Genomic DNA, 20,985 nt, shown 5'->3' on the forward strand with positions numbered 1-20,985 from the left:
TGCTGGAAGCGTAGAGAACTCCCATCATCCCAGGTCAAAGGGCACCTCGCCCTATTTCACGATTCTTTTGTCAGATCCTCAGCGGTGAATCCAGGCTAAGATCATTGGGCCCGCCCGACCAACGCCGAGGTGAGATGCCTCGCATGGCTTACGTTCGCTCAAGTTACACGGCCAACGTCATCACGGCGATTGAGGCGCTGCACGCGGCGGACAACTCTAGTCCGGGCTGCCAATGTCGGGTTTACGGCGGGAGGGACGGCGATTTTGAGGCCTCACGGCACATTCTCGCGCGCCGTACGGCAGTCACAAAGTAGAGTCGCGAGGTTACGCTTCGACCATGACCGATAGCGAGAAGGTGCTCTGGAGCGGTCGACCAGACTTGAGTCGGCTAACGCCGGTAGACCCACGCGAGGTGTGGCGCCACGAGGCACGCGACTTCACGCCCTGGCTGCTGGAGAGCGCTGACGTTCTCGGTGACGAGCTGGGGATGGATCTGGTGCTGGAGGTTGCTGAGCACCCGGTGGGAGGATTCCTGCTCGACTTAATCGGCGTGGATGAGGCTACCAATGAGAGGGTCATCGTTGAGAACCAGCTCACGCCGACCGATCACACTCACCTAGGGCAACTTCTGACGTATGCCGGCGGTACTGCCCCCACCAACGTGGTTTGGCTGGCCACATTGTTCCGTGACGAGCACCGTGCAGCGCTGGAGTGGCTCAACACTAGAACCGACAAGAACACACGGTTCTTCGGCGTCGAGATCCGCCTGGTCCGCGTCGGTGACTCCCCGCCAGCCCCTATGTTTCGAGTCGTTGTGCAGCCCAATGACTGGGGCAAGCAAGTCAAACAGGCAAGCTTGCCCAACGCGACCGGCCGCAGCCTCGCCTACCAGCAGTTCTGGGCGCGCTTTATCGACCGGACACGCTCTCAACAGCCAGGGTGGACCAGGGCACGCAAGCCTCCGGCGCAGAACTGGTTCGAGTTGTCGGCAGGCGTGACCGGCTTCTACTTCACCCTCTCCTTCTCGAGACAAGGGCTGCGCAGCGAGCTCTATCTCGGCGGTGAGGCCACCGTCAACGAGCGCGCGCTAGCTGCCCTGCTCGCCGTCAAAGCTCCTCTCGAAACTTCCTACGGTGGGCCCCTGACTTACGAACCGCTGCCCGACAGAATCGCTTGCCGGATCGCTGACTACAGCCCTGGAAACATCGAACAGACCAGCGACTGGGAAGCCTATATTGACTGGTTCCTCGATTCCCAGGCCCGCCTGCGCAAGGCCCTCGATGACGTGGGTGGCCTGCCCAATCTGTATCGGAAAGCCATCTCCACCGCCACTGATCCCAGCACGTGACGCCCACGCGTCGCGCTACGCATTAATCGCGGCACGAGCGACGTTGCCACGAGCTATGAGGCCGGGTCGGGTTCCCAACAGGGCGACGGCCGCCGGCTGGTCGGCGCGGCCGGAGCTTGGCCAGCACTGCCTGAAGGGGCGGTGCAGTCCAATGTTGCCAGCGGTCAGGTGCGGCGTCAGCGGCAGCCCCGCAAGCTTCGATGAGCAAGTGCAGCCTGGTTGTCAGCCCGCCGCGGGACCGTCCGAGCGCGTGCCGCTTGTGGGGGCATGCGCGAAATGATCTTTGGGGTGGTGCACGCCGCGCGAGGCGTCTGCCGAGCTCAGAGGGTGCATCCCAGCTGTACAGGCCCCCCACTCTCCTAAAGGCGAGCGCGCACGAGTATAGGAGATCACACCTTCTTGACGACGATCGTGTCCGGGACAAGCCTCTCCAGGTCGTCTACGTCGGAGGTAAAGACGGTGACCTGCCCCTTCTGTCGCCCTGCGATGATGGCGAGGACCGCGTCGATTGCATACTTGTGGCCGTGTAGCTTGGCGTCAGCCAGGAGTCGGCGAGCCTGGCGGGCCTCATCCTTCCCGATATCGGGAACGTTGAGGCGGGAGAGGACCCAGTCCCAGCGTTGGTCGGTAATTCTGCCGTCGTGCGCCTCGACCACCGTCATGGGAGACGTCACTACCTCCGCCTGGCCTCGGGCCGCGAGGTCGAGCCAGGCGATCATCTTCCGGTCGCCCCGCACGGCCAGGGACAAGGCCTGGCAATCGAGCACGAAGATTCGCAGCGGCGGTTGCCTGCGCTCACCGCTTCGCTTGCTCACGCAGCCTCTCCGGTGTTGTTGCGCTTTCCGGCGGCGCGACGGCGCTCGTGCTCGGCATCGAGTTCGTCCATCTCCTCTATTGCTGCCGCGCGCTCGTCGTCGCTGACTGGACCGTATTCTTCCTCCAGCCAGTTCACCAACTCCAGCAACCGGTCCCGGTCACGCTTGAAGCGCAAAGCCTCGGCGACGTACGCCGAGAGCCCCCGCTCTGCCGCATCCGCGCGGATCTCGTCAAGGAGTTCCTCGGGAATCGTCACCGTTACCTTCTTGGTCGCCATACAAGAAACCATACTCCAGGTACCGAACTCCTTACTAGCGCTTCAGCGGGCTTGTTGTGTCGCCCCACTGGGGATGGCGCATAGGGGGCTTCCGCGCTCGTACGGCTCAGGCCGGAGCGGATAGGCCCCCACCCGCACGAGCTTCTCGGCCAAGGCCGCGAGCCGGCAGCAACGGGAGGGGTTTCGGCTGCCGATGCCGTCAGCGGGTCGGGGTCCGGGGGCGGTTCCACCAAAGGGAGAGGGACAGGGCCGCGGTGACGAGGAGCGCGCCGCCGGCGGCGAAGGCGGCGGCTGTGTCGACCCGTTGGCGGATGACGGTGAAGCTGCCGGGGAGGGCGTTGAGCGCGCTTTGGAGCTGGTCGGCGTTCTCGGCGCGGTGGTAGGAGCCGCCGGTGGTCTGGGCTATCTGTTTGAGTGCGGGCTCGTCGATCATGCGGATGTTGCGGCCGCTGTCGAATCCGCCGCGGCCGCCGCCCCAGCCGCCGAAGCCGCGGCCGTCGAACTGGGAGTTGTCGCAGACCATCGGGGCCGGGTTGGTGGTGCCGAAGCCGATGGTGAAGACGCGGACGCGGCGCAGGGCCGCTTCCTGGGCGGCGGTCTGCGGGTCGACGCCCTGGGTGTTGGCGCCGTCGGTGAGCACGACGATCGCGGCGCCGGCGTAGCCGTCGCCGCTGCCGTTGCCGGGGTTCGCGCCGGTGGGGGCGACCGACGGGTCGGCCTCGGCGATCGCGTCGATCGAGGTGAGCATGGCCTGCCCGATCGCGGTGCCGCGGGACACGGTGAGGCCGTCCAGCGCCTCGATCAGCGAGTCGGTGTCGTCGGTGGGAGGGACGAGCAGGCCCGCGGTGCCCGCGAAGGTGACCAGGCCGATGCGCGGCCCGCCCCGTTGCGACTCGATGAACTCCGCGGCGGCCTTCTTCGCGGCGGTGATGCGGTTGGGGTCGACGTCCGTGGAGCACATGGAGCCGGAGGTGTCGAGCGCGAGCAGGATCGTCGCCGACGTCTGCGGCACCGGCACGGACGCCTGCGGCCTGGCGGCCCCGACCGCGAGCAGCGCGAGCCCGGCCACGAACAGCGCCGGGGGGATCTTCCGGGTCCAGCGCGTACGGCCGGGCAGGGCGCTGCGTACGAGCGCGATCGAGGTGACGCGCACGGCGGAGCGCCGGCGGCGGCGCCGCGCCCACCAGCGGATGGCGAAGACCAGCGGGATGACCAGGACTGACAGCAGTGCCCACGGCCATGAGAACGTCATTCAGATCACCCGTCCAGACCGGAGCACGGTGAGCGCCGCTCCCGCGGTGAGCAGCGCGAGGGCGAGCCCGATCAGGGCGCCGGCGAGGGGCAGCGGCTCGTCGGAGACGGTGAGCCGCAGATCGATCGTGTCGGCGATCCCGTCGAGCCGCGCAGTGTCGGAGGCGGGGTGGTAGGCGCCGCCGGTGGTCTGCGCGATCAAGGTGAGGGTGTCCTGTTCGAGCGAGGTCTGCAGGTGGTAGCCGTCGACCTTGACCGTCGTGCCGGCTGTGGTGCCGACCCCGACGGTGTGGATGTGGACGCCCGCCTTCTGGGCCACGGCGGCGGCTTGTTCGACGTCGGCGCCTTGGTTCTGGCCGTCGGAGAACATCACGATCGTCGCCGACGGCCAGTAGCCGATGTCGGGCGCGGTGCCGTCGCGGCCGATGGCCACCTGCTTGCCGGTGATCGCCGTCAGCGAGGCCGTGATGGCCGTCCCCAGCGAAGTGCCGCCGGTGAGCTTCAGCCGGTCGATGGCCTTGAGCGCGGTGGAGTGGTCGGCGTCGGGTCGTGCGGTGGTGAGCGCGCCCCGTTCGAACGCGACGACTCCGATGTCGACGCTGTCGGGCTGCGCCGCCACGAACGCGCGGGCTGCCCGCTGCGCGGCCGCCAGCCGGTTGGGCGCGACGTCGTCGGCGCCCATGCTGTTGGAGACGTCGATGGCGAGGATGACGGTGCCCGCGGTCCGCGGGACCGGCACCATGGCCGCCGGCCCGGCGGTGGCGATCGCGAGCACGGCGACGCCGGCGATCGTCAGGCCGACTCCGAGGTAGGCCCGGCGGCCGCCCGGCACGGCGACGCCGGCCGCGGCGAGGGCGGCCGTCCGGCGGCGCGCCGAGACGATTGCCGCCCAGGCGAGCGCCGCCGTGACGAGCAGTCCGATGACCAGTAAGAGCGGCGAGTACAGGGTCACGAGGCCTCCTTCGACGACCTCATGGCGATCGGTCCTTGGTCCGGGCGACGACCTCGACGAGCGCCTCGGCCAGATCGCGGTCGGTGTCGATGCGGTGGACGGGTACCCCGGCCCGGCGCATGCCCGCCGTGAGCCGGGCGTCGCGGGCGTCGACGGCCTCGCGGAAGCGGACCCGGAGCAGCGGGTCGGCGGAGTCGACGACGAGCTGCTCGCCGGTCTCGGCGTCCTCGACGACGATCAGTCCGGCTTCGGGCAGCACGTCGTCGGCCGTGTCCACGATCCGCAGGGCGACGACCTCGTGCCGCCGGGCCAGGCGCTGGAGCGAGCGCTCCCAGTCGCCCTCGCCGATGAAGTCCGACAGCACGACGATGAGTGCGCGGCGGCGTGCGAGCCGTCCGGCCGCGTCGAGCATCTCCGCCAGGTCGGTGGTGGCGCCGCCGTGGGCCCCGGCGGTGCGTTCCAGCTCGGCGCCGATCCGCAGCGCGTGCCGCCGGGAGGTGCCGGGCGGCACGACGCGCAGCATCCCGGTGTCGAACAGCAGGGCGCCGACGCGGTTGCCGCCCCGGCCGAACAGCCGGGCCAGGACGAGCGCGAGCTCGGCGAGCACGTCGTGCTTGCCGCGCCCCGGCCGGCCCGCCAGCATCGACGCCGACCGGTCGAGCACCAGCCACACCGTCAGCTCGCGGTCCTCGGTGAACACGCGCAGGTGCGGCTCGTCCAGCCGTGCGGTCACGTTCCAGTCGATGTGCCGGGCGTCGTCGCCGTCGCCGTAGGCGCGCAACCCGTTGAAGTCGATCCCGGAGCCGCGGTGCGCCGTACGGTGCATGCCTTGGAGCCGGCCGTCCAGCCTGCGGACGACCTTCCACTCCAGGCGGAGCAGGAGCCTTTCGGGGGCGGTGGCCATGGCAGCTCAGCGGTTCTGCAGGACGACGTCGGGCGCCCGGACGGCCCCGAGCACCCTGGTGATGATCGTGTCGGCGTCGACGTCGTCCGCGAGGGCCTCATACGACAGCACGAGGCGGTGGCGCAGCACGTCGAGCGCGAGCTCGGACAGGTCGTGCGGGAGGACGTAGTCGCGGCCGCGCAGGAACGCCAGCGCCCGGGCGCCCGTGACGAGCGCGATGGACGCCCGCGGGCTCGCCCCGTAGGTGACGTACCGTTCCAGCTCGCCGAGCCCCGCCGTCGCGGGGGAACGCGTCACGCCGACCAGCCGTACCGCGTAGTCGACGATCGACGGATCGACGTACACCTGCTGAGCGCGGGCCCGCATCGCGACCAGGTCCTCGGCCGTCACCATCGGCTGCGGCGGCTCGGGCGGGCGCAGCGCCCGGTCGACGATCGCCTGCTCCTCGGCCTGCGTCGGATAGTCGACGACCACCTTCATCATGAACCGGTCGACCTGCGCTTCGGGCAGCGGGTAGGTGCCCTCCGACTCGATCGGGTTCTCCGTCGCCATGACCAGGAACGGCTCGGGCACCCGGAACGTCTCACGGCCGATCGTCACCTGATGCTCCTGCATCACCTCCAGCAGGGCGCTCTGCACCTTGGCGGGGGCGCGGTTGATCTCGTCGGCCAGCAGCAGGTTCGTGAACACCGGGCCGAGCTCGGTCTTGAACTCCCCGGAGTGCTGGTGGTATACCCGCGTGCCCACCAGGTCGGCGGGCACCAGGTCGGGGGTGAACTGGACGCGCTGGAAAGTCCCGGCGATCGCGGCGGCCAGCGACCGCACCGCGAGCGTCTTGGCCAGGCCCGGCACGCCCTCCACCAGCAGGTGGCCGTCGGCGATCAGCGCCACGGCCATCCGCTCCAGCAGAACGTCCTGCCCGACGATCGTGCGTTTGACCTCGAACAGCACGTGTTCGAGCGGGTGGGCCGGCTGGGGGGACTTGGTCGAGGTCATGCTCTTCCTTTTCGTCGGTCAGATCCGGAGCCCGTCGCCCGGCGGGCCGTCGCCTTCGTCGCCACCCAGGGCCGCGCCGATCGGCACCGCGAACGCGATGCCGGCGAACGCCTCGTCGCCTCCCGGGTCGGCGATCGAGACCACGATCCCGATGACCAGGCCGCGAGCGTCCAGGAGGGGACCGCCGGAGCTGCCCGGGTTCACGGAGGCGTCGAACTGGATGAGCCCGCCCAGATCGCCGTCCTCGTCGGTCCGGTCGGCGGTCCGGTTCAGGCCCGACACGACGCCGGTGGAGACGCTGTAGGTCAGGCCCAGCGGATTGCCGATCGCCACGACGGGCGCGCCCACGGCCACGGCGCCGCCGAGCGTCGCCGGGACGACGATCTCCGGCAGCTTCGCGGGCTTGAGGGTCGCGACGTCGCGCTTGGGATTCGACGACACGACGACGGCCTTCGCCTTGGTGCCGTCAGCGAACGTCACGGTGACGTCCTTCGTGCCTTTGACGACGTGATGCGCGGTCAGAATCGTGCCGTCCTCGGCCGCGATCACCCCGGTTCCGAGCGACTTCCCGGCCTGGATGACCACCACCGACGGCCCGACCCGCTTGAAGACCTCGGCCACCGTGAGCGTCGCGCTGGGCGTCGGCGTCGCGCTCGGTCTGGGCGCGGCTCCTTCGCCGTTCCCGCCGCTGCCTCCCAGCCAGTACGCCAGCACCGCCACGACGACAAGCACGCCGCCACCGACGACAAACCGCCGAGCCCTCCCGGCCACGGCTCCCTGAGCCTCGGCCGCACCAGCCTCCTGCGGCACGCGCTCCATGCCCCCATGTTCATAAAACTCAGCTCAAACCGCTACAAAGTTCACCTGAGAACTCCATGAGAACCGGTCCACCGGGCCCAACGCGCAGCGGTATGCGCCGACTGCTCTGTCTGAGCCGGTGGAGCTTGCGGCGTGGCTCGGGGCGACATCGCCCGCCGAACGACTGCTCGACATCATCGGTCGCGTCGAGAGCCGTCAAGCGGGATGGCGCCGGACGCGGGTCGTCGGGTGGAGCAGGTGTTCGTTCAGCACCTCCTGGCCCACGGAGACGTGGATGGTGAGACGCTGACGGTGCGCGAAAGGGCCCAGATCGAGGCGGTGGCCAGTGTTGTGGAGACGTACGTCTTCAAGGGCAGGCATGTCGGCCAGCGGGCTCAGGTCGGTGACGCGGGGGCAATCGGTGACGGTCAGGATTTTCACGTCCGGCAGTCCGGCAAGAGGCGTGAGCTCCGAGATCGAGAGTCCGCTGAGATGCAGGAAACGCAGCTCCCGCTGGCGAGCGAGGGCGTCGAAGCCGGTGAGGTCCGTGAGGTACTCCAACTGGAGCGTGCGCAGGGTCAATGGCGAGAGTTCGGCCAGGTCGAACGTACCCGGGACCCGGATGACACACAGGCGTGACAGGCCGGGAAGCCGGTCCGCGATCGCGGCGAGCCCGCCTACGACGCCGTCCACGTTGATCAGGCTTAAATTGCGGACAACAGGAGACAGCGTCGCGGGGGTGATCGGCTGGCCCACACCCATGAGCATCAGCATTCCCACGTTGTCCTGCCGGCTCAGCGGGCCGAGGTCCACAAGGTCGTCAGGCCATTCCGAGAAGATCAGCGACAGCTCGGTCAGTCTCGCGATCTCGTCGAGATAGTCGAGCCCATCCGCTGACAGCACGCCACTCAGCCGGAGCTCCGTCAACCGGCGCAGACGCTTCAACGGGGTGACGTCCAGGAGCCTGGGCTCATGGAAGTGGACCGCCAGCCTCTCCAGGTTGTCCAGTTCCCCAACCTCCGTCAGGTGCGGGAACGCGGCGTGATAGATCTCCAGACGGCGCAGCTCGGACTTGCCGCGGAGGAAGGAAAGGTCGTACACCGGGCATGCGGGGCTGATGTCCAGGCGCCGTACCCGCCGCAGGTGCGGCAGGCCGCGCAGGAGGCGGGGGCTGTCGAGGTGAACCCGATCGCGTAGTGGCGCATCGCCCAGGACCTGCTCGGCGTACCGCACCGCGTCGAAGTACTTCCAGCCCGCCAGAAGCTGCCTTTGGACGAGCGGACGCTCATCCGCGGCATGGCGGGTGAGCTTGTCCAGGGCCCCGGTCCCGTTGACCAGCCACGCAGTGCGGACCACCATGGCGGCCTGCTCGTCCGGCAGGTGCGACAGGTCGTCGGGCAGCCGGTTCAGCACCTCCTCCCCGACGGCCGCCAGCAGCCGGGCCTCCTCCTCGTCCTCGGGCGGGATGACGGACTCCAGGCACGCCTCCACCCGATCCCGCAGATCGAGCGGGATCTCCTGGATGGTCTCCAGACACGAGGCAACCAGCAGCCGCAGCCGGCGAGCGTGCTGCCCGCGCCGGTCAGCCAGATCCAGCAGCCGTGCCAGCAGCTCCCTGCGCAGCCCGCCGGTCGCATGGCCGGCGGTCATCACCACGACCTCACGCCACTGATCCAGGTGCGCCCGCTCGACGGCGGTCTCGACGTCCTCGTCGTCCACAAGCTGTCCTGCGGCCAGGTATTCCTGCACCGTGCGGTGCGCGAAGTCCACGCGTCCAGGAACCGGCTCGCGCAACACACCGCTTCTTCTGAGGAGGTGTTCCAGCACCACCTCAGCCGTGTACGGCATCCGCGTCATCGCCCGCAGCTTCTGTTCGATCCGCTTGCGCGCGGTGGCCTTGGACAGCTCCGAACGTCCCAGCGACACCAGCCGCCAGGCCAGATCCCGCAAGATCCAGACCTTCTGCTCGGGGTCGAGCGTCACCTCGTCCTCGATGCCCCGCTCGGCGTCCCGCCGCTCCAGCAAAAGCGTCAGCACCGCCTCATACAGCCCCATCCGGCTGCGGGGCAAATGCCGGCGCCGGTCGAGATTGAGCGCGCACAACATCGCGGCCAGCAGCGGGGTGGACGCCAGCACGCGCAGGTGCGGGTTGCTCTCCAGGCGGGCCAGCAGCGCGCCCTCGTACTCCTCCAGTTCATCGGCCTCGCACGGCAGGCTCGGACACTCGCGCATGGCCACGTGCCACTGCCGTACCAGCTCGCGCAGGTCCTCAGGCGCCATCGGCTCCAGCAGCACCGAGGCGAACCCCTCATCCGCCAGCCAGGTGGCCTCCGCCGCCGTGGGCCGGGAGGTGACCACCACACGCAGCACCGGGTACAGGGCGAGCAGGCGGGTCAGCCACTGCCTTACGGCGGGGCGGTGCCTCACGAGGAGTTCGTCCACGCCGTCCACCAGCAGCAGGCCGCGCCCGGATGCCAGGACCCGTTCGACCCAGCCGCGCGGCATCTGGCCTGCGACCTCCTGGGCCACGTCGTTCAGGAAGGACTCCGGCGACGGGAACCTGCCCTCGGAATGGCTGCGCAGCTTGATGACGAAGGGCACGCAGCCGTTCCAGTCGGCCAGATCGCCCGTGAAACCACCGCGCGCGGCCGTCACCGCGAGCCAGCGCAGCAGGGTGCTCTTCCCTGAGCCCGCGTCTCCCCGTAGCAGGGTCAGCCGCGAGCGGCCGAGTGCCGACTCGATGCGGTGTGTGCTGTCCTCCCGCTCGGCGTGGTCCCTGAGCGAGGCGAACTCCAGCGGATCCAGCCGCCGCCTCGGCCGGTCCTCACCGGTGGAGACGCTGAGGCTGATGTAGGCGACGCTGAGCGAGGTGCGCGGCCGGAAGGTCTCCACCCGCACGCCGAAGAGCTCCACCTCATCCAGCGTCCGGCTGACGAACGAGAGGTATCGGTGCTCGAAGGCGGCGTCGTCCTGGCTGCCTTCCGGCGCCTCCAGCGAACGTACCGGCAGCCGGGCCAGTAACCGCTCCATGGACTCGGCCAGCCCGCTCAGCCGGGTCAGGTTTTCCGCGGCGGCCCGCGGCAGAAACTGCGGCAACTCCCGTACCATGCCGACCAGGCACTCCACGCACTCGGCCAGCAGGACCGCGAACAGCCGGTCCTCGGCCTCACCGAGCTTCGGCGCCGGCATCGCCGCCGTGATCCGCTCGGCCAGGGCGGTGGGGTCGGCATCGGCGGCCAGCAGCGCCGTGTCACTCAGGTCAGCCGCGCGCAACGCGTCGACCACCTCCAGCAGAACGGCCGAGCGGGCGTCGGCGTCGAGCCCGCGGAACTCGTGTTCCAGCAGATCGCCGAGCCGATCCTCCACGGCGAGCGCCACCCCGGTGATCTGGTGTTCAAGTTTGCGCCTGACCACCCGGTCGCGGAAGCTGACCCGGATCAGCTCGGTGAGGTCGGCCTTGCGGTCCCGGTCGGCGGCTCTGATCGCGAGCCACTCACGGAGTGCCCGCTCGGCGATCGCCTTACCCGCGCTCGCCACTGCCGTCTCGATGCCTGGCATGTCCACCCCCGTCGTCTCGTACCGGAAGATCCTGCCGTGACGTGACATGCAGGTGAAGGGCTTTCCGGCGAAAGCGAGCGCGACCGGGGGCGCGCCGCGCGACGTGTGCCGGCGGGGCTGGGCACTGTCGCGGGGTCCGGCGACGGCACCCAGCCCGTGTGGCCGGTTACGCCGGGTGTTCCGTGCGGTCGCCGGACCAGTCCGTGTGGAAGGCCCCCTCCTTGTCCACCCGCTGGTAGGTGTGCGCGCCGAAGTAGTCGCGCAGCCCCTGCACGAGCGCCGCCGGGAGGCGGTCGCGGCGCAGGCCGTCGTAGTAGGCCAGGGCCGAGGAGAAGCCGGGCGTGGGCACGCCGATCTGGATCGCGGTCGTCACCACGCGCCGCCACGCCTCCTGCGCCGCGTCCAGGGCGGCCGCGAAGGTCGGGTCCGCCAGCAGCGTCGGCAGCTGCGGGTTGGCGTCGTACGCGGCCCGGATCCGGTCCAGGAACTTGGCGCGGATGATGCAGCCGCCGCGCCAGATCGTGGCCATGGCGCCGAGGTCCAGGTCCCAGCCGTACTCGCGCGAGGCGGCGGCCATCTGGTCGAAGCCCTGCGCGTACGCGACGATCTTGGACGCGTAGAGGGCCTGCCGCACGTCCTCCACCAGCTCGCGCCCCCCGACCCCGGAAAGGCTGGGCCCCTGCAGGGACGCGGCGGCGGCGCGCTGCTCAGGGTGGCCGGACAGGGCGCGGGCGAAGGTCGCCTCGGCGATGCCCGTCACCGGCACGCCCAGGTCGAGCGCGCTCTGCACGGTCCACCGGCCGGTGCCCTTCTGCTCGGCCTGGTCGACCACGACGTCCACGAACGGCTTGCCCGTCTCGGCGTCCACCTGGTCGAGCACCTCAGCGGTGATCTCGATCAGGTAGGAGTCCAGGTCACCCCGGTTCCACTCCCGGAACACCTGCGCGAGCTCGGCCGGCGTCGCCCCGAGGGCCTGGCGCAGCAGGTCGTAGGACTCGGCGATGAGCTGCATGTCCGAATATTCGATGCCGTTGTGGACCATCTTCACGAAATGTCCGGCACCGTCCGGGCCGACGTGCACCGAGCACGGCACCCCGTCCACCTTGGCCGAAATGTCCTGGAGGATCGGGCCGAGCGCCTCCCACGACTCCTTGGAGCCGCCGGGCATGATGCTGGGCCCGTTCAGCGCGCCCTCCTCGCCGCCCGAGATGCCGGTGCCGACGAAGTGCAGGCCGCGCTCGCGCAGCGCCGCCTCGCGCCGCCGGGTGTCCTCGAAGTGCGCGTTGCCGCCGTCGACGATCATGTCGCCCGGCTCCATCAGCTCGGCGAGCTGGTCGATCACCGCGTCGGTGCCGGCCCCCGCCTTCACCATGATGATCGCCCGGCGCGGCCGCTTCAGCGACGCCACGAAGGCGGCCAGGTCTTCGGACGGCACGAACGTGCCCTCGCCGCCGAACTCCTTGACCAGCTGCTGGGTGCGGCCGTATGTCCGGTTGTGCACGGCCACGGCGTATCCGTGCCTGGCCAGGTTCCGGGCCAGGTTGCGCCCCATGGTGGCCAGGCCGGTGACGCCGATGTCTGCCAAGTCCATCTCAAGCTCCTTTGTGGGGGATACGCATGATCAAGCCCAGTGGTTCCACGGGATATTCCAGCCTCAGTCGCTCTGCCGTACGCCCAGCTCGTCCAGCCTGTCCAGCATGTCAGCGGGATCGGCGTAGACCCTGAACGCCCCGGCACGTTCGAGCTCGTCCCTGCCGTACCCACCGGACTGCAGCCCGATGCCCAGCGCACCGGCGCGGCGGGCGGCGAGCAGGTCCCAGACGCTGTCGCCCACCACCATGGCATGCGCGGGGTCCACCTGCACCAGTGCCGCACCCGCGAGGAACAGATCGGGGTCCGGCTTCGCCCTGCGCACCATGTCCCGTGTGATCATCGGCGTGTCGTCCGGCAGCCCCAGCATGCCCAGCGCCAGCCGCGCCGTGCGGGCGTACCCGCTGGTGGCGATGGCCCACGGCACGCCGCGCGAGGTCAGCTCCGACAGCAGCTCGGACGCGCCCGGCAGCGGCCGCACGGAGTGGACCTGCTGCTCGTACGCCTCCATGTGCGTGGTCTGCAACTCCTCGATCTGCTCCTGCGTCAGCTTCAGCCCGGTCTCGCGCAGCAGCGCGCTGACGAACAGGCCGCCGCTCATGCCGATGCGCCGGTGGATCCGCCACACCGACAGGTCGATCCCCATACTGGCCAGCGCCTGCCGCCACGCGATCACATGCTGGTAGACGCTGTCGATCAGGGTGCCGTCCAGGTCGAAGAGGAACGCGGGGGTCGGGGCCTCAGGGAAGTCGCTCATGGGTCCATGACACCATGGGCGACATGCGGATCATCATCGCGGGTGGGCACGGGAAAATCGCGCTCAGGCTGGCGGAACGCCTCAAGCCGGGCGCGGTCGGCATCGTACGCAATCCCGCCCATGTCGCCGACGTCGAGGCCGCCGGAGCCCAGGCCGTCGTGTGCGACTTGGAGAAGGCGACCGCTGACGAGGTGACGGAGATCGTCGAGGGCGCGGACGCCGTGGTGTTCGCGGCGGGCGCCGGGCCGGGCAGCGGCGCGGCCCGCAAGGACACCGTGGACCGGGCCGCGTCCGCGCTGCTGGCCGACGCGGCGGAACGGGCCGGTGTGCGGAGGTTCATCCAGATCTCTTCCATGGGCGCGGGCAAGCCGCCGAGGGGCGGCGACGAGGTGTGGGCCGCGTACATCAAGGCCAAGACCGAGGCCGAGGAGGACCTGCGCGCCCGCGACCTCGACTGGACGATCCTGCGGCCGGGCCGGCTGACCGACGAGCCCGGCACGGGCCTGGTCCGGCTGGCTCCCGAGGTCCCGCCGGGGTCGGTGCCGCGCGACGACGTGGCCGCCGTCATCGTGGCCCTGCTCGGGGCCCCCGGTACGGCTCGGCGGACCCTGGAACTCGTCTCCGGCGAAACGCCTATAGGCGACCTTGTTACGCAGACGTCCGTGGCCTGAGGGCTGAACTGTTCCTCATATTCGCTATGAATACCTCGGCTTCTGACATGATCCCTTACTGGGTCCGCTGAGGAGCGGCAGCCGGAGGGTTTATCCGCGGCGTGGAGTCGCGCGGCCCAGGAGCGGTCCTTGTTGTGTGGTTTGAGTGCGGGTGTGGGCATTCACCCGCCGTGAGCTGGGGGCGAGCGAACGGTATCCGGCGGAGTCTAATCGCTCAAACATTCTATCCCATGATGCAAACTGTTGGTAGCGTGACGGTCACGTATCGTACGGGAGACGGAGGTGGCCGGAGTGCAGCTTGTGCGGCGTATGCATCGATTCCGCCTCCGGGCAGGGGGCGGTGCATGAGCACACTGACCGCGACCGCCCCCTGCACCGCCCATACCGGGATGGTGGAAAGGTCCGGCGAGATTGTCCCTCAGCCGTTGCTGGCGTGGCGGGTCGGCTGGCTGGCCGACCTGGCGCGGGATCTGACCGCCCGCCTGGTCGCGGTCCGGTGGAATGGGACGGATCTGGACGCCCTGGCGTCCGGGGTGGGGCTGGACGGGCGGCCGTTGCCGTCGAAGGGATGGATGGCCGTGCGCAGGCTGGGCTGGGGCATAGGCCCGAAGCCGGGCGTGTACGTGTGCGACCGGGTGCTGCGATGCGCGCAGGAGCAGGCCGCGCGCGCGTTGCGGCTGGCGCTGCACCGCCGCAAGCTGGTGGCGGCGATCGTGACCTCCTGGCCGGCCGACCCGAGTGCCCGGACCGGCGCTGAATGGCAGGCGCTGCGTGCGCTGCTGCCGGACGGGGTGGGCGCGGCGGAGATCCGTAACCGGACCCGGCAAATCCGTGCCTACCGGGATGAGCATGGCGCGTTGCCTGCCGACCTGTCCGAGGTGGAAGCAGAGCCTGCGAAGGTTGCGGCGCAGATCGTGCTGGCCGCGGCCGACCGGCAACTCGTCACCCTGGAGCGCACCGGCCCCCGCAGCGCCCGCCTGCGGGTACGGCTTCCGCTCATCGCCTCTCCGGCCTCGCGCACTGACTGGGCCTGGCACGTGCTGCCGCTCACCCTGCCGCCGACGGTGCCGCCGCAGGCGACGCTGTGCACCCCTACCCTGCGCGTGAAACACGGCCGGGTGCGCGTCGATCTGCCGTTTCAGACCCTGATCGCGGTCGCGCCCGCCACCGGCCATAGGATTGGATGCGGGTTCGACTGGGGCGTCAACACGCTCCTCACTGGTGTGGCCGGACGGCTGGCCGAGGGCCGGGTGCTCTGTGATGGGCGGCCGCTCGTCTACGACGCCAGCGGTGTCTCCGCCAAGCTGCACCGGTTGCGGGCCGAGCGCGAGCACCTGGCCGCCAAGCGCCGGCACCAGGAGAAGCTCCTGGCCGGGATCACTGCCGCCGATCCCAGGTTCGCCGAGCTGAGCACGGCTTGTGAGGTCCTCGGGGTCGAGCATGAGCGCGTGTGTGCGCGCATCCGCAACCTGAACAAGGCGCTGGCCTGGTCGGCGGCACGCTGGGCGGTCGATCAGGCCGTCGCCGCCGGGGCAACGGTGATTTATCTGGAGGACCTGGCCACTCTGGAAGCGCGCGGGCGCCGGGGACGGGCGAACGCGCGCCTGTCGGGGCAGGTGCGCGGGCAGATCGTCGAGGCGATCCGGCATCTGGCGGCCAAGCACACCATCGCCGTGGTCACCGTCCCCGCCCGTGGCACCTCGAAATACTGTCCCCGCTGCGGTGACGGCACGTCGCTGCTGCGGCACTGCCCGGCCCCCGACCGGCTCACCGAGCGGGGCTGGACGTGGACCTACTGCCCCACCTGCGGTCTTTCCTGTGAGCGGGACTGGGCGGCGGCCGAGCGGATCGTCGCGCGCGGCCTGCTTGGCCAGCACGCCACCCGTACCCACCGCGCCACCGGCGCCCGCACCATCCCGCGGGCGGTCGAGGGCAACGTGGCCCGCGCCCGCTCGGCCCGCAGGCTCACCAAGGCGGCGCGGCGCGCCCGCCGCACCCTAACCGACCTGCACCCCCGCCCGGCAGCACGGGACAGATCCAAGAACCGTCCCACCCCGAAACGACCGCCACGCACCACAAAACACGTGAAGAACGCGGCGACCACGTCGATGACCTCCAGCCGTGTGCCCGACCGGCGCACGGTGCCCGCCCCACCGCCCACCCGCGGTGGACAGCGTCCGGCGGGCCATGCACCCCAGCCGGGACGGTGCACACCGTCCCGGACAGGGCATGTCAGGAATTCCCGCCACCGGACCGGCTTCCACCACGCCCAAGCCACCCCCGTACTCGCACTCACCGAGCACGGAGGCGGCCAAACCAGGCCACGCCCGCCCGAGTCGCCTGACTCCTTCAGGGAACTACAGGGAATTCAAGACGCTTTGCCGGCCGCTGGGGTATGGCCTCCGGTCTCCGCGGTAGGGGTCCCCTGAAATGAGGGGGGACGTTCGATGTCATTCTTCGGCGGGGACCCGTTCAGAGGGTTCGAGGAGCTCACGGGCCGGGTGTTCGGCGGCATGGAGGCCTGGCCGCCGGCCCGGCCCAGCGTGCACCGGGTGGACGTGGGCCGGTTGTTGTCCGCCTCGGCCAGGGAGGCCCTGCGCCGGGCCATGGACGCGGCGGGGGAGCGCGGCGCGCCCGACCTGGACGTCCTGGACATTCTCGACGCGCTGATCGACGACGACTCGATCCAGACGATCTTCCGCACGGCCGGAGTGGACCCGGGCCGGCTGCGCGACCGCATCGACGAAATGGCCGGGCCCGGCGAGCCGGGCGAGCCGCCCACGACCCTCTCGCCGGCCGCCAAGCGGGCCATCCTGGACGCCCAGCGGATCTCGCGCGCCCTGCGGTCGTCGTACATCGGGCCCGAGCACCTGCTGCTCGCCCTCGCCGCCAACCCCGACGCCGGCGCCGCCCGCATCCTGCAGGAGCAGGGCGTCTCCGCGAACGAGCTGCAGGACGCCATGATGGCCGGCCCGCACATGGCGCGCGGCGCGGCGCGCCGCCGGGCGAGCGGCACGCCGACGCTCGACGAGTACGGCAGGGACATCACGGAAGAGGCCAGGCAGGGCGAGATCGACCCGGTCGTCGGCCGCGAGGACGAGATCGAGCAGGCCATCGAGGTGCTGTCGCGCCGTACCAAGAACAACCCGTGCCTGATCGGCGAGCCGGGCGTCGGCAAGACCGCGATCGTCGAGGGCATCGCCCAGCGCATCGTGAACGGCAGCGTCCCCGACCCGCTGAAGGACCGGCGCGTCGTCGGCCTCGACCTGACCGGGATGGTGGCAGGGACGAAGTACCGGGGCGAGTTCGAGGAGCGCATCAAGAAGGTCATCGACGAGGTGCGCGCGCACTCCGATGAGGTCATCGTCTTCATCGACGAGGTGCACAACCTGGTCGGCGCGGGCGCCGCCGAGGGCGCCATGGACGCGGCCAACATCCTCAAGCCTGCCCTGGCCCGCGGCGAGCTGCACATCATCGCGGCCACCACGATCGACGAATACCGCAAGAACATCGAGAAGGACGCCGCGCTCGAGCGCCGCTTCCAGCCCATCCTGGTCGCCGAGCCGACCCTGGAGCAGACGATCGAGATCCTGGCCGGGCTGCGGGACACCTACGAGGCGCACCACCAGGTGCGCATCACCGACGAGGCACTTGACGCGGCGGCGACCCTGTCCGACCGCTACATCGCCGACCGGTTCCTGCCCGACAAGGCCATCGACCTCATCGACCAGGCCGGCGCCCGGGTGCGCCTGCGCTCGCGCACGCCCGGCGCGGACGTCCGCGAGCTGGAGGAACGGCTTGACGCGCTGCGCCGCGACAAGGACCAGGCCGTCTCCGCCGACAACTTCGACCGCGCCAAGGACCTCACGACGCAGATCGACAAGATCAGGCCGGAGGTCGAGCGGGCCAGGCAGGGGACGGACTCGGTGCCCCTGGTCACGGTGGAGGACATCGCCGAGGTCGTCTCCCGCCGTACCGGCATTCCGGTCACCCAGCTCACCCAGCAGGAGCGCGAGCGCCTGATGCGCCTGGAGGAGCACCTGCACGAGCGCGTGATCGGCCAGGACGAGGCCGTCACCGCCATCGCGGAGGCCGTACGCAGGGCCAGGGCGGGGCTGAAGGACCCGAACCGCCCGATCGGCAGCTTCCTGTTCCTCGGCCCGACCGGCGTCGGCAAGACGGAGCTCGGCAGGGCGCTCGCCGCGGCGCTGTTCGGCGGCGAGGAGCACATGGTCCGCATCGACATGAGCGAGTTCCAGGAGCGGCACACGGTCTCGCGCCTCATCGGCGCGCCGCCCGGATATGTCGGGTACGAGGAGGCGGGCCAGCTCACCGAGGCCGTGCGCCGCCGCCCGCACGGCGTGATCCTGCTGGACGAGATCGAGAAGGCCCACCCGGATGTCATGAACATCCTGCTGCAGCTGCTCGACGACGGCCGCCTCACCGACGGCCAGGGGCGCACGGTCGACTTCACCAACACGATCGTGATCATGACGAGCAACATCGGCGCCCAGCTCATCCTGGAGTGGTCCGGCGACGTCAAGCAGCTCGAGAACCGGCTCATGGACGTGCTGCGGCACACGCTCCGGCCGGAGCTGCTCAACCGCATCGACGAGACGATCATCTTCAAGCGGCTGGAAAGGGACCAGCTGCGCCAGATCGTGGACCTGCTGCTGGAGCGCACCCGGCAGCGCCTGCGCGGCCAGGCCGTCTCGCTGGAGGTCACCGACGCGGCCAAGGACTGGCTGGCGGAGCGCGGCCACCAGCCCGAGTTCGGCGCCCGGCCGCTGCGCCGTACTGTGCAGCGGGAGGTGGACAACCGGCTGTCCACGATGCTGCTGACCGGCGAGGTCACGGAGGGCGGCAAGGTCACGGTGGACGTCGAGGGCGGCGGCCTCGGGTTCCGCGCCACCGCCCCGGAACCCGCCGGCTGACCGCCCCAGTGACGCGTGCCGCCGCATGTGGTTGAGGCCTTTGGCGGGGCGGGGGAGGTGGGCGGCCGTAGGTGGTCGGGGTCCGAGTCAGCGGGTGGTCAGGCGAGGGCCGCCATGGCGCGTTCCCGGCAGTCGGCCAGCGTGAGGGCCGCCAGCGCCTCGCGTACGGACGGTACGCACACCGGGGCCATGGACAGGCTCGTCACGCCGAGCCCCACCAGCAGGGGTGCGAGCAGCGGGTCGCCGGCCGCCTCCCCGCACACCCCGACCGGCTTGCCCGCCTCCCGCCCGGCCTCGGCGCACATGGCGATCAGCTCGAGCAGCGCGGGCTGGCGCGGGTCGAGCAGGTCGGCGAGGGCGGAGTGCTGGCGGTCGGCGGCGAAGGTGTACTGGGCCAGGTCGTTGGTGCCGATGCTGAGGAAGTCCACCTCCCGCAGCAGCCGCCCGGCCCGCAGCGCCGCCGCCGGGACCTCGATCATGGCGCCCACCCTGGCGATGCCCCGGGCGCGGGCGCGCCGCGCGAACCCGGACGCCTCCGCCGTCGTGGTGACCATGGGCGCCATCACCCACGCCTCGGCGCCCGTCTTGCGGGCCGCCTCGGCGATGGCGTCGAGCTGGGTGTCCAGCACGTCCGGGAGCAGGCGGTCCACGCGCAGGCCGCGCACCCCGAGGGCCGGGTTCGGCTCGCCGGGCAGCCCTAGGAAGGGCAGCGGTTTGTCGGTGCCCGCGTCGAGCGTCCGCACGATCACGGTCTCCGCCTGGGCGAACACCTCCGCGTACGCGGCCACCTGCTCCTCGAACGACGGCGCCGTCGTACGGTCGAGGAACAGGAACTCCGTCCTGAACAGCCCGACGCCCTCCGCGCCCGGCCGCAGGTCCTCGGCGGAGCCGATGTTGAGCAGCAACTTGACCGGGTGGCCGTCCCTGGTCCTGCCCGGGCCGTGGCCGGTCGCGAGCCTGGCCCGCTCCGCCCGGTCGCCCTCCCTGACCTCGGCCGCCTGTTCCTCGGTGAGGCCGACGGCGATCTCGCCCGTGCCGCCGTCAACGCCGACGATCGTGCCGTCGGGAACGTCCGTGATCCCCGCGCAGGCCACGACCGCGGGCAGGCCCCGGCCGCGGGCCAGGATCGCGGTGTGGCTCGTCGGCCCGCCCCGCTCGGTGACCATCGCCAGCACGTCCGGGCCGAGGCCCGCGGTGTCGGCGGGAGAGAGGTCCTCGGCCACCAGCACGTACGGGTGGCCGGGGGAGGGGAGCCCCGGCATGGGGAGGCCGAGCGCGAACGCCACGGCCCGGTGCTTGAGGTCGTCGAGGTCGGCGGCCCGCTCGGCCAGGTAGCCGCCGAGCGCGGCCAGGGCCTCCCGATGCTGGGTGAAGGCCGCGTCCAAGGCGTGTGCGGCGTCCATGCCGTCGCGCGCCCGGCTCTCGGCGTCCTCCAGGAGCGTGGGGTCGTCGGCGATCATGGCCAGCGCCTCAAGGATCTCCGCCGCCTCGTCGCCCGCCGCCGAGCCAGGGGCGCCCGTGGCGGAGGCGCCTGTGCCGGTGGTGCCTGTGCCGGTGGTGCCTGTGCCGGTGGTGCCTGTGCCGGTGGTGCCTGTGCCGGTGGTGTCCGTGCTGTGGGCGCGTCTGGCGGCGGTGGCGCGCTGAGTGAGGTCGGCGGCGACCGCGGCCAGGGCCTTGGCGACGGTGGACGCCTCGGCGGCGGGGTCGGTGACCGGGCGCGGCGGGGGGAGCGTCGGAGGGGCGGCCATCCGGACCATCGGCCCCGCCGCCCGCCCGCGGCTGACCCCGAGGCCGGTCAGGCGCCCGCCGGCCTCCGTCCAGGGACCGCTGCCGGGCGGGGTCGGGTCAGGCATCGAGGGCCTCTTCCGCGTCCAGGTCGCGCGAGAGCAGCGCCGCGAGCGAGTCCAGCGCCTCCTCCGCCCCCGGCCCGTCCGCCTCGAGCGTCACCTCCGTGCCGCGTGCGGCCCCCAGAGACAGCACCCCCAGCATGCTCTTCGCCGGCACCGCCTTCTCCCCGAGCCGCACCGTCACCGGCACCCCCAGCCGCGCCGCCGCCTGCACGAACAGCTTGGCCGGGCGCGCGTGCAGGCCGCTGGCAGAGGCCACGACCACCGTTCGCTGTGCCATGCCGAA

General features: G+C 70.9%; 16 protein-coding genes. 4 read left to right on the forward strand and 12 right to left on the reverse strand.

What is annotated here, in order from left to right:
- The first annotated feature begins 337 nt into the window (after positions 1-337).
- Positions 338-1,348, forward strand: coding sequence for a DUF4268 domain-containing protein (locus ACIBVN_RS38155; RefSeq protein ID WP_397145018.1), 1,011 nt, complete (start codon positions 338-340; stop codon positions 1,346-1,348).
- A 389-nt stretch (positions 1,349-1,737) separates the two neighbouring features.
- Here ACIBVN_RS38155 and ACIBVN_RS38160 read toward each other — a convergent pair whose 3' ends face one another.
- The 10 genes from ACIBVN_RS38160 to ACIBVN_RS38205 all read right to left on the reverse strand — a co-directional run bounded on the left by ACIBVN_RS38160 (position 1,738) and on the right by ACIBVN_RS38205 (position 13,247).
- Entirely contained in the window at positions 1,738-2,163 is a 426-nt protein-coding gene (locus tag ACIBVN_RS38160) for a hypothetical protein (RefSeq protein ID WP_397145020.1), read from the reverse strand.
- Positions 2,160-2,441 (reverse strand): CopG family transcriptional regulator, encoded by a 282-nt coding sequence (locus ACIBVN_RS38165; protein ID WP_397145022.1) that lies wholly within the window; start codon positions 2,439-2,441, stop codon positions 2,160-2,162. The genes ACIBVN_RS38160 and ACIBVN_RS38165 overlap by 4 nt, the downstream gene beginning before the upstream one ends.
- 199 nt (positions 2,442-2,640) lie before the next feature.
- On the reverse strand, positions 2,641-3,693 hold the full coding sequence (locus tag ACIBVN_RS38170) for a VWA domain-containing protein (protein WP_397145024.1): 1,053 nt from the start codon (positions 3,691-3,693) through the stop codon (positions 2,641-2,643).
- Positions 3,694-4,644 (reverse strand): VWA domain-containing protein, encoded by a 951-nt coding sequence (locus ACIBVN_RS38175; RefSeq protein ID WP_397145026.1) that lies wholly within the window; start codon positions 4,642-4,644, stop codon positions 3,694-3,696.
- Between the two features lie 19 nt (positions 4,645-4,663).
- Entirely contained in the window at positions 4,664-5,548 is an 885-nt protein-coding gene (locus ACIBVN_RS38180; protein WP_397145028.1) for a DUF58 domain-containing protein, read from the reverse strand.
- A gap of 6 nt (positions 5,549-5,554) precedes the next feature.
- Positions 5,555-6,544, reverse strand: a complete 990-nt coding sequence (locus ACIBVN_RS38185; protein WP_397145030.1) for an AAA family ATPase — start codon at positions 6,542-6,544, stop codon at positions 5,555-5,557.
- Between the two features lie 18 nt (positions 6,545-6,562).
- Positions 6,563-7,363, reverse strand: a complete 801-nt coding sequence (locus ACIBVN_RS38190; protein ID WP_397145032.1) for a S1C family serine protease — start codon at positions 7,361-7,363, stop codon at positions 6,563-6,565.
- 195 nt (positions 7,364-7,558) lie between these two features.
- Positions 7,559-10,948 carry an NACHT domain-containing protein gene (locus ACIBVN_RS38195; protein WP_397145034.1) on the reverse strand — a complete coding sequence of 1,130 codons (3,390 nt, stop codon included), beginning with the start codon at positions 10,946-10,948 and terminating at the stop codon, positions 7,559-7,561.
- Positions 10,949-11,066: 118 nt separating this feature from the next.
- The gene (gene gndA / locus ACIBVN_RS38200; protein ID WP_397145036.1) at positions 11,067-12,491 is read right to left on the reverse strand and encodes an NADP-dependent phosphogluconate dehydrogenase; all 1,425 of its coding nucleotides are present in this window, start codon (positions 12,489-12,491) and stop codon (positions 11,067-11,069) included.
- A 63-nt stretch (positions 12,492-12,554) separates the two neighbouring features.
- The gene (locus ACIBVN_RS38205) at positions 12,555-13,247 is read right to left on the reverse strand and encodes an HAD family hydrolase (protein ID WP_397145038.1); all 693 of its coding nucleotides are present in this window, start codon (positions 13,245-13,247) and stop codon (positions 12,555-12,557) included.
- Between the two features lie 23 nt (positions 13,248-13,270).
- Between ACIBVN_RS38205 and ACIBVN_RS38210 the strand changes: the two genes are divergently transcribed.
- From ACIBVN_RS38210 to ACIBVN_RS38220, 3 genes are all read left to right on the forward strand, one after another.
- Complete coding sequence (locus ACIBVN_RS38210) at positions 13,271-13,918, forward strand: SDR family oxidoreductase (RefSeq protein ID WP_397145040.1); 648 nt, start codon at positions 13,271-13,273, stop codon at positions 13,916-13,918.
- A 344-nt stretch (positions 13,919-14,262) separates the two neighbouring features.
- Positions 14,263-16,347: a zinc ribbon domain-containing protein gene (locus ACIBVN_RS38215; RefSeq protein WP_397145042.1), complete on the forward strand. Its 2,085-nt coding sequence runs from the start codon at positions 14,263-14,265 to the stop codon at positions 16,345-16,347.
- A gap of 18 nt (positions 16,348-16,365) precedes the next feature.
- The gene (locus ACIBVN_RS38220; RefSeq protein WP_397145044.1) at positions 16,366-18,852 is read left to right on the forward strand and encodes an ATP-dependent Clp protease ATP-binding subunit; all 2,487 of its coding nucleotides are present in this window, start codon (positions 16,366-16,368) and stop codon (positions 18,850-18,852) included.
- A 98-nt stretch (positions 18,853-18,950) separates the two neighbouring features.
- Here ACIBVN_RS38220 and ptsP read toward each other — a convergent pair whose 3' ends face one another.
- Positions 18,951-20,705 carry a phosphoenolpyruvate--protein phosphotransferase gene (gene ptsP, locus ACIBVN_RS38225; RefSeq protein WP_397145046.1) on the reverse strand — a complete coding sequence of 585 codons (1,755 nt, stop codon included), beginning with the start codon at positions 20,703-20,705 and terminating at the stop codon, positions 18,951-18,953.
- On the reverse strand, positions 20,698-20,979 hold the full coding sequence (locus tag ACIBVN_RS38230; protein ID WP_397145048.1) for an HPr family phosphocarrier protein: 282 nt from the start codon (positions 20,977-20,979) through the stop codon (positions 20,698-20,700). Before ACIBVN_RS38230 ends, ptsP begins: the two co-directional genes overlap by 8 nt.
- Positions 20,980-20,985 lie beyond the last annotated feature (6 nt).

The sequence above is a fragment of the Nonomuraea sp. NPDC049400 genome, assembly GCF_044466425.1.
Classification (GTDB): domain Bacteria; phylum Actinomycetota; class Actinomycetes; order Streptosporangiales; family Streptosporangiaceae; genus Nonomuraea.

What these genes read in the sequence shown, in the direction of transcription:
- ACIBVN_RS38205 (WP_397145038.1), bottom strand. Translation starts at nt 13,247, where the DNA reads ATGAGCGACTTCCCTGAGGCCCCGACCCCCGCGTTCCTCTTCGACCTG.
- ACIBVN_RS38170 (WP_397145024.1), bottom strand. Translation starts at nt 3,693, where the DNA reads ATGACGTTCTCATGGCCGTGGGCACTGCTGTCAGTCCTGGTCATCCCG.
- ptsP (WP_397145046.1), bottom strand. Translation starts at nt 20,705, where the DNA reads ATGCCTGACCCGACCCCGCCCGGCAGCGGTCCCTGGACGGAGGCCGGC.
- ACIBVN_RS38165 (WP_397145022.1), bottom strand. Translation starts at nt 2,441, where the DNA reads ATGGCGACCAAGAAGGTAACGGTGACGATTCCCGAGGAACTCCTTGAC.
- ACIBVN_RS38210 (WP_397145040.1), top strand. Translation starts at nt 13,271, where the DNA reads ATGCGGATCATCATCGCGGGTGGGCACGGGAAAATCGCGCTCAGGCTG.
- ACIBVN_RS38220 (WP_397145044.1), top strand. Translation starts at nt 16,366, where the DNA reads ATGTCATTCTTCGGCGGGGACCCGTTCAGAGGGTTCGAGGAGCTCACG.
- ACIBVN_RS38215 (WP_397145042.1), top strand. Translation starts at nt 14,263, where the DNA reads ATGAGCACACTGACCGCGACCGCCCCCTGCACCGCCCATACCGGGATG.
- ACIBVN_RS38230 (WP_397145048.1), bottom strand. Translation starts at nt 20,979, where the DNA reads ATGGCACAGCGAACGGTGGTCGTGGCCTCTGCCAGCGGCCTGCACGCG.
- ACIBVN_RS38180 (WP_397145028.1), bottom strand. Translation starts at nt 5,548, where the DNA reads ATGGCCACCGCCCCCGAAAGGCTCCTGCTCCGCCTGGAGTGGAAGGTC.
- ACIBVN_RS38195 (WP_397145034.1), bottom strand. Translation starts at nt 10,948, where the DNA reads ATGTCACGTCACGGCAGGATCTTCCGGTACGAGACGACGGGGGTGGAC.
- gndA (WP_397145036.1), bottom strand. Translation starts at nt 12,491, where the DNA reads ATGGACTTGGCAGACATCGGCGTCACCGGCCTGGCCACCATGGGGCGC.
- ACIBVN_RS38185 (WP_397145030.1), bottom strand. Translation starts at nt 6,544, where the DNA reads ATGACCTCGACCAAGTCCCCCCAGCCGGCCCACCCGCTCGAACACGTG.
- ACIBVN_RS38190 (WP_397145032.1), bottom strand. Translation starts at nt 7,363, where the DNA reads ATGGAGCGCGTGCCGCAGGAGGCTGGTGCGGCCGAGGCTCAGGGAGCC.
- ACIBVN_RS38155 (WP_397145018.1), top strand. Translation starts at nt 338, where the DNA reads ATGACCGATAGCGAGAAGGTGCTCTGGAGCGGTCGACCAGACTTGAGT.